Origin of the sequence: Variovorax sp. MHTC-1, from assembly GCF_003984645.1 — a bacterium.
Taxonomy (GTDB): domain Bacteria; phylum Pseudomonadota; class Gammaproteobacteria; order Burkholderiales; family Burkholderiaceae_C; genus Variovorax.
Map to the genome: position 1 here is coordinate 170,800 of NZ_RWKI01000010.1, position 7,316 is coordinate 178,115.

The window sequence follows — 7,316 nt, forward strand, 5'->3', positions numbered from 1 at the left end:
ATCACGGTGGCGGGAGCGGCTGCACACGGGGCCCGAGGGCGTGCGCAGCGTCGCGATCGGGCTGCATCACGAGGTTCTGCGCTGAAGCGTGGCTATACTGCGCAGGAAGGATGCTGCAGTATAACCATGGCCACCGTCTCCGAACCCTCGCTCTTCGAGGATCTGTCGCTCTCGGCGCAGACCAACTTCGCCGAACTGGTCGAGCAGGCGCAGGCGCGCATGCTCGATCGCTCGATCGCAGATCTGAGCGGTTCCTTCAACAAGAAGGAGGTCAAGGGCGTCATCTATTGGTATTGGCAGTTCCGCGATCTGGCCGGCAGGAACCACCAGGTCTATCTCGGGCCCGACGATGAGCGCCTGCGTGAGCTCATCGCGCTGCGCTCCCAAGGCAAGTCGCATGGCCACGATGGCCTGGCCAGGCTCGCCAGCGCATGCACTTCGCTTGGCTGCCTGAACGTGACGCCCCAGCACTTCAAGGTGATCAACAGGCTCGCGGAGCACGGATTCTTCAACGCCGGCGGCGTGCTGATCGGCACACATGCGTTCATCGCGATGGGGAACATGCTTGGCGTGCGGTGGACGGGCGGCTGGAAGACGAACGACATCGACTTCGCGCACGCGGGCAAGAATGTGTCACTTGCCTTGCCGACGAACGCCGAGTCCGACGTGCATGACGCGATCACTTCGCTTCAGATGGGCTTGCTTCCGGTGAAGTCGATCGCGAGCGGGGCCGGCGCCACCTACCTGAACTCCAAGGGTGGCGAAATGCGGATCGATCTGCTGACGACCACCGGCAGGAGCGATGCGGTCTACCGGCACGAGCCGCTCAAGGTGAATCTCCAGCCTCTGAAGTTCATGGAGTTCTCCCTGGAGAAGATCGCCCAGACAGCCGTGATCTCGGGTGAACACGCGCTGATGGTGAACATACCGTCGCCCGTGCGCTACGCGCTGCACAAACTGGTCGTCATGGCCGAGCGCGAAGAGGCGTTCCGCACCAAGATCCAGAAGGATGCGGGGCAGGTCGCCGCCATTGTTTCGTATGCGCTGGAGCGCTCCCCGTACGCGCTCGACGAGGCAGCCGAGGACATCATGGGCCGAGGCAAAGGCTGGCGCAGCCGCATTGCCGAAGGCACGCGTCTGCTGGCGCGGCATCATCCATCGGTCGCGGGGCAGCTGACGATGGTGCTGGAGCTTGCCGGCGCCAGTCGGCCCCGCGCGCCGCGGCGTCAACTGCCGACCAAGGCGCAGTAGGCGCGCCGCGTCGCCGGCGCCACCGCATCGAGCACCTGCGCATAGGAGGTCTTGTGGCGCGCCAGCAGGCGTGCCGATGCGACGGCCTTCGAGCGGCAGAACCAGTGGCAGGTGTGCTGCATGAGAAAGAGTTCGGCCGACAGGGTGAAGGCCTTGCTCTTGGGCGTGCGCTGAGCGCCGTTCGCCGCCGCATCGGCGATGCCGCGCGCATGGATCGCCAGTGCCTCGCGCATGTCGAAGCTGCTGCCGGGAAACAGCGTCTGCGCGAAGGGCAGCGCGATCGGGAACTTGCTCACGCGCGCATCCGCCGCGCCGACCTTCGAGAACTCGGCGGCAAAGCGCGTGAACTGGCTGGCCAGCGTCTGCTCGCTGGTGGCCAGCAGGCTCCAGATCTGTTCGCGGCGCTCGGGGTCGTTTTCGCCGAGGCAGCGCAGGTAGCCCTCGGTCAGGTTCTCCATCAGGTGCTCGATCTGGTAGTTGCCGAGGTGGCTGGCCAGGAGGGTGACGCGCCGCTTCTGCTCGCGGGACTTGATCAAGTAGGCGCCGAAGAGGATCAGGGCCGTCAGGGTGAGAATTTCCATCGCCCGATTCTCAACGCTCGGCTTGCATTCCTCAGCCTTCGGCGCCTTCCACCAGGAGGCGCACGCGCCGCACCCCCTGCCACTCATCGGCATCGAGCCGGAAGGCAATCACCACGCGCGGCGGCAGCGGCTCGGTGCGGCCGAACCAGATGCCGTCCACCGGCTTGCCCTGATGCTTGAGCTTGAGCGCCAGGTGTTTCTCGCCCACCAGCCGCTGCGAGATGACCTCGACCTCTTCGCTGAAGGTGGGCGGCGCGAAGCCTTGTCCCCACACTTCGCGGTGCAAGGTGTCGACCAGATCGACGCGCAGGTATTCGGGCGACAGGGGCCCGTCGGTGTCGAGCCGCCGCGTCAGCGACGCGGCATCGAGCCATTCCATCGCCACCTGCGCCAACGCGCGCTCGAAGGTCTCGAAGTGCGCTTCGGCCACGGTGCAGCCCGCCGCCATCGCATGGCCGCCGAAGCGCAGCAGCACGCCCGGATGGCGCTTGGCCACCAGGTCCAGGGCATCGCGCAGATGGAAGCCCGGGATCGAACGACCCGAACCCTTGAGCTCGTGCGACTTGCCATCGGCGGCGCTGGCCGCGAAGACGAAGGCGGGCCGGTGGAAGCGGTCCTTGAGCCGCGAGGCGACGATGCCGACCACGCCTTCATGGAAGTCCGCGCCGAACACGCTGATGGCAGCGGGCGGCGCCTGGCTTTCGTCGAGCAGCGTCTCGGCCAGCATCAGCGCCTGTTCGCGCATGCCGCCCTCGATGTCGCGCCGCTCGCGGTTGATGCCGTCGAGCAGGCGCGCCAGCTCGTCGGCGCGTGCCGCGTCCTCGGTCAGCAGGCACTCGATGCCGAGCGTCATGTCGGCCAGGCGTCCTGCGGCGTTGATGCGCGGGCCGAGCGCGAAGCCGAAATCGAAAGTGGTGGCCGCTGCCGCGTTGCGCCCGGCGGCCTTGAAGAGCGCCGCCACGCCGGCCGGCATGGACCCGGCGCGAATGCGGCGCAGGCCCTGCGCGACCAGGCGGCGGTTGTTGGCGTCGAGCTTCACGACGTCGGCCACGGTCCCCAGTGCGACCAGCGGAAGCAGCGCGTCCAGCTTAGGTTGAGTCGCCACGTCGAATACGCCGCGCGCACGCAGCTCGGAGCGCAAGGCCAGCAGCACATAGAACATGACGCCGACGCCCGCGATGCTCTTGCTCTCGAATTCGCAGCCGGGCTGGTTGGGGTTCACCATCACGTCGGCCGCGGGCAGCGCCGGGCCGGGCAGGTGGTGGTCGGTCACCAGCACCGCGAGGCCGCGCGCCTTGGCGGCGGCCACGCCCTCGACGCTGGCGATGCCGTTGTCGACCGTGATCAGCACGTCGGCGCCGCTCGCGGCCACGCGCTCGGCGATCGGCGGCGTGAGGCCGTACCCGTCGATCACGCGATCGGGCACCAGGTAGCTCACCTGCTTCGCGCCGAGCAGGCGCAGGCCGCGCACGGCCACCGCGCAGGCCGTGGCGCCGTCGCAGTCGTAGTCGGCCACGATGCACAGGCGCTTGTCGTCGCGGATCGCATCGGCCAGGAGCACCGCGGCTTCGCGCGTGCCGCGCAGGGTGCCGGGTGCGAGCAGGCGCACGAGGCCGTCGTCGAGCTCGTCCTTGGCCTGGACGCCGCGCGCGGCGTAGAGCCGCGCCAGCAGGGGATGCACGCCGGCCTGTTCGAGCGCCCAGGCGCTGCGCGGCGGGATGTCGCGGGCGACGATCTTCATTACAGCGCCTCCAGCACGGGCGATGCGCTCTCGCGCTGGAACAAGGACTTGGCCCAGCGTGCCAGGCCGCGCTGCTGCACACCGAAGCGACGCGCGCCGCGGTCGCCGCACAGCGTGAGCGTGACGTCGGCGCCGCCGGTGCAGGCGGCCAGCAGCTCGGCGACCGGGCCTTCGTCGAGCGCGGTCCAGGCGGCGCTCCAGGCCGCGGCATCGTCGCGCAGGGCGGGCGCGCGCAGCGTATCGGCCACGGTGGGCCACGCGTCGGCATAGGAGGAGGGAAGTCGGCCGGTGCCGCTGAGCCAGAAGGAATTGATCGGCGGCACGCCGCGCGCAGCCCGCTCGTCGTTCACGCGCTCGGTGTAGAGCAGCATCTGCATCTCGTTCTGCAGCCGGCGCAGCGAGCGGGCTCCGTCGGAAAGAGGCGACCACTGCGAAATCGGGTAGCCGATCGCGCGGTCGATCGAGGCGGTGGCCAGGCCGTCGAACACTTGGCCCTGGGCCAGCCAGCGGCCCGGCGTGGCCGAGGCGTGCAGCGCGATGCCGTCTTCCTCGAAGAAGGGGCGCGCGGCCGCCAGCAGGGCCTCGGATTCGGCCGCATCGATCCGGATCGCAGCCGGGTCGCCCAGTGCCACGTCGTCTATGCCCACCTGCCAGTGGCACAGCGTGGCGATGCCCCAGCTGTCGTTCTCGCCGACGGGCGCGAGCCCGGCCTGCTTCGCTTCCAGCGCCGCCCAGGGGATCTGCCCATCGGCGGCTTCGATGCCGAGCGCCGCGGCCAGCGCGCGTTCGTGCGGCGGCGAGAGCGTGCTGTCGTCCTGCGTGTCTTCTTGCACCAGCGCCAGCCGCGACAGCAGCGCTTCGAGCTTCGGCAGGCGCAGCTTCGCCAGCGCTTCGCGGCAGGCCGGCGAGCCGCGGCCGGCATAGGGAATCAGCAGATGCGAAGAAGAGGGCAATGGCGGCATGGGCCTATTGTCCGGGATGCCACAATCCCAGCGATGAACGACCCCCACGCTCTGCACTCCGTGTCATCGCTGCCCCGAGGGGCGCAAGCCTCCCTTGGGGCGGCCCGGCGGGAGGCCTGATGCGACTCCCATATGAACTGCAGCTCGGCTGGCGCTACACGCGCGCGGGCCGGGCCACGCGGCGCAACGGCTTCATCTCCTTCATCTCCGGCGTTTCGATGTTCGGCATCGCGCTCGGCGTGGCGGCGCTGATCATCGTGCTCTCAGTGATGAACGGCTTCCAGAAGGAAGTGACGGACCGCATGCTCGGCGTCATCTCGCACATCGAGATCTTCTCGCGCGATGGCCAGGCGCTGGCCGACATCGACGCGATCGCCGAGGCGGCGCGCAAGAACCCGAACGTGGTCGGCGTCGCGCCCTTCATCGCGGCGCAGGCGCTGATCGCGCGCGGCGAGGACATGAAGGGCACGCTGGTGCGCGGCATCGAGCCCTCGCTGGAGCCGCAGGTGACCGACATCTCCACCACCGCGCAGCGGGGCGCGCTGGCCAAGCTGGTGCCGGGCGAGTTCGGCATCGTGCTCGGCATCGAGCTGGCGCGTTCGCTCTTCGTGCGCGTGGGCGACCAGGTCACGCTGATCGCGCCTGGCGGCCAGGTCACGCCGGCCGGCGTGGTGCCGCGGCTCAAGCAGTTCACCGTGGTCGGCACCTTCGATTCGGGCCACTACGAATACGACTCGGCGCTGGCGATGATCCACGAGCAGGACGCGGCACGCGTGTTCCGGCTCGAAGGGCCGAGCGGCCTGCGCCTCAAATTGAAGGATCTGCACCAGGCGCGCGAGGTGGCCGACCAGCTGGCCGTCACGCTGCCCGGCGAGTTCCTGATCCGCGACTGGACGCGCCAGAACAAGACCTGGTTCGCGGCCGTGCAGGTCGAGAAACGCATGATGTTCATCATCCTCACGCTCATCGTCGCGGTCGCGGCCTTCAACCTGGTCTCGACCTTGGTGATGACGGTGACCGACAAGCGCGCCGACATCGCGATCCTGCGCACGCTGGGCTCGAGCCCGCGCAGCATCATGGGCATCTTCGTCGTGCAGGGAGCGATGGTGGGCGTGATCGGCACGCTGGGAGGGCTGCTGCTGGGCCTGGGCGTCGCCTACAACATCGACGTCATCGTGCCGGCGCTGGAGCGGCTCTTCAATGCGCGCTTCCTGCCGCAGGACATCTACCTCATCAGCAAGATGCCGAGCGATCCGCAGCGCGGCGACATCATGCCGATCGCGCTGATCTCGCTCGCGCTGTCCTTCGTCGCCACGCTGTACCCGAGCTGGCGCGCCAGCCGCGTCAACCCGGCGGAGGCGCTGCGCTATGAATAAGCGGGATTCCGGCACGGACGTGTCCTCGCTGCCCCCCGAGGGGGCTGCCATCGGCTTGGGGCGGCCCGGCGCCGATGGCGTCGTTCTACAAGTGCGCGGCCTGACCAAGCGCTTCCACGAAGGCCGCATCGACCTCACCGTGCTGCACGGCGTCGACCTCGACGTGCGCGCCGGCGAAACGCTCGCCATCGTCGGCGCCTCGGGTTCGGGCAAGAGCACGCTCTTGCACCTGATGGGCGGGCTCGATGCGCCCACGGCCGGCAGCGTGGAACTGCATGGCAAGAACATCGCGCATGTCGATGCGGCCGAGCAGGGCCGGCTGCGCAACGCGCACCTGGGCTTCGTCTACCAGTTCCATCACCTGCTGCCGGAGTTCAGTGCGCTCGACAACGTGGCGATGCCGCTGAAGATCCGTCGCACCGAGCCGCATGCGGCGGCGCAGGCCGCGAACCTGATGCTGGCCGCGGTGGGGCTGGCCGAGCGGACCCACCACCGGCCGGCCGAGCTGTCGGGCGGCGAGCGCCAGCGCGTCGCCATCGCACGCGCGCTCGTGACCCAGCCCGACTGCGTGCTGGCCGACGAGCCGACCGGCAACCTCGACCGCAACACCGCCGACAGCGTGTTCGCGCTGATGCTGCAGCTGGCGCACGAGCGCCGCACGGCCTTCGTCGTGGTCACGCACGACGAGAGCCTGGCCAAGCGCTGCGACCGCGTGCTGCGGCTCACCGCAGGGCGGCTCGCGGGCTGAACCGGGGCGGCTTGCCAAAGCCGCGCGCGGTCACCAAACTGGGGCTTCGTAGACAGCGCAAGGAGCCCCATGGAAACCCCGGACTTCCCGCCTTCCGCCACGCTCGAGCAGCGCAGCTCCTACCTGGAAGAGAAGGCCTTCAAATCGCGCACGCTGCTGATCTTCGGCGCCATCACCGATCAGTCGGCCGCCGACGTGGCGCGCCGGTTGATCGCGCTCGACGCGGACAGCCAGCAACCCATCGACATCCTGGTGAGCTCGCCCGGCGGGCACCTGGAGTCGGGCGACGCCATCCACGACATCGTGCGCTTCATTTCCGCGCCGGTGAACATGATCGGCACCGGCTGGGTCGGCAGCGCCGCCACTCACCTCTACCTGGCGGTGCCGCGCGAGCGGCGCTTCTGCCTGCCCAATACGCGCTTCCTCATTCACCAGCCGAGCGGCGGCGCCGGCGGGCCGGCCAGCGACATCGCCATCCATGCACGCGAGATCCTGCGCGCGCGGCAACGCGTCGCCCAGGCGATCGCGAGCGAGACCGGCAAGCCGCTGGACGCCGTGCTCGCCGACATCGAGCGCGACCGCTGGCTGTCGGCCGAGGAAGCGATCGACTACGGGCTGGTGTCGCGCATCATCCAGCGCAAGAGCGAGCTGCGCGCC

7 protein-coding genes are annotated in these 7,316 nt (G+C 69.2%); 4 read left to right on the plus strand and 3 right to left on the minus strand.

All coding sequences use genetic code 11. The features are described 5' to 3' along the window. Positions 1-6: 6 nt before the first annotated feature. On the plus strand, positions 7-1,251 hold the full coding sequence (locus tag EJI01_RS18445; protein ID WP_126838573.1) for a nucleotidyltransferase domain-containing protein: 1,245 nt from the start codon (positions 7-9) through the stop codon (positions 1,249-1,251). Here the strand turns inward: EJI01_RS18445 and EJI01_RS18450 are convergent. From EJI01_RS18450 to EJI01_RS18460, 3 genes are read right to left on the minus strand one after another with little or no spacing between them, the layout of a single operon-like run. Then, positions 1,227-1,832, minus strand: coding sequence for a hypothetical protein (locus EJI01_RS18450; RefSeq protein WP_126838574.1), 606 nt, complete (start codon positions 1,830-1,832; stop codon positions 1,227-1,229). The two genes, EJI01_RS18445 and EJI01_RS18450, sit on opposite strands and share 25 nt — an antisense overlap. A gap of 31 nt (positions 1,833-1,863) precedes the next feature. Continuing rightward, positions 1,864-3,573: a single-stranded-DNA-specific exonuclease RecJ gene (recJ, locus tag EJI01_RS18455; RefSeq protein WP_126838575.1), complete on the minus strand. Its 1,710-nt coding sequence runs from the start codon at positions 3,571-3,573 to the stop codon at positions 1,864-1,866. Further along, positions 3,573-4,535: a hypothetical protein gene (locus EJI01_RS18460; protein ID WP_126838576.1), complete on the minus strand. Its 963-nt coding sequence runs from the start codon at positions 4,533-4,535 to the stop codon at positions 3,573-3,575. Before EJI01_RS18460 ends, recJ begins: the two co-directional genes overlap by 1 nt. Before the next feature lie 119 nt (positions 4,536-4,654). Between EJI01_RS18460 and EJI01_RS18465 the strand changes: the two genes are divergently transcribed. The 3 genes from EJI01_RS18465 to EJI01_RS18475 form a co-directional block, all read left to right on the plus strand. After that, a complete protein-coding gene (locus tag EJI01_RS18465) occupies positions 4,655-5,911 on the plus strand; it encodes a lipoprotein-releasing ABC transporter permease subunit (RefSeq protein ID WP_126838577.1) in 1,257 nt (418 codons plus the stop codon). Further along, positions 5,904-6,659, plus strand: a complete 756-nt coding sequence (gene lolD / locus EJI01_RS18470) for a lipoprotein-releasing ABC transporter ATP-binding protein LolD (RefSeq protein ID WP_126838578.1) — start codon at positions 5,904-5,906, stop codon at positions 6,657-6,659. Before EJI01_RS18465 ends, lolD begins: the two co-directional genes overlap by 8 nt. 69 nt (positions 6,660-6,728) lie before the next feature. Next, positions 6,729-7,316 (plus strand): ATP-dependent Clp protease proteolytic subunit (locus EJI01_RS18475; RefSeq protein ID WP_126838579.1); only part of this gene is annotated, 588 nt, incomplete at its 3' end.

Bases quoted from the DNA above. Each gene is read 5' to 3' on its own strand.
- EJI01_RS18465 (WP_126838577.1), top strand. From the start codon at position 4,655: ATGCGACTCCCATATGAACTGCAGCTCGGCTGGCGCTACACGCGCGCG.
- EJI01_RS18460 (WP_126838576.1), bottom strand. From the start codon at position 4,535: ATGCCGCCATTGCCCTCTTCTTCGCATCTGCTGATTCCCTATGCCGGC.
- recJ (WP_126838575.1), bottom strand. From the start codon at position 3,573: ATGAAGATCGTCGCCCGCGACATCCCGCCGCGCAGCGCCTGGGCGCTC.
- EJI01_RS18450 (WP_126838574.1), bottom strand. From the start codon at position 1,832: ATGGAAATTCTCACCCTGACGGCCCTGATCCTCTTCGGCGCCTACTTG.
- lolD (WP_126838578.1), top strand. From the start codon at position 5,904: ATGAATAAGCGGGATTCCGGCACGGACGTGTCCTCGCTGCCCCCCGAG.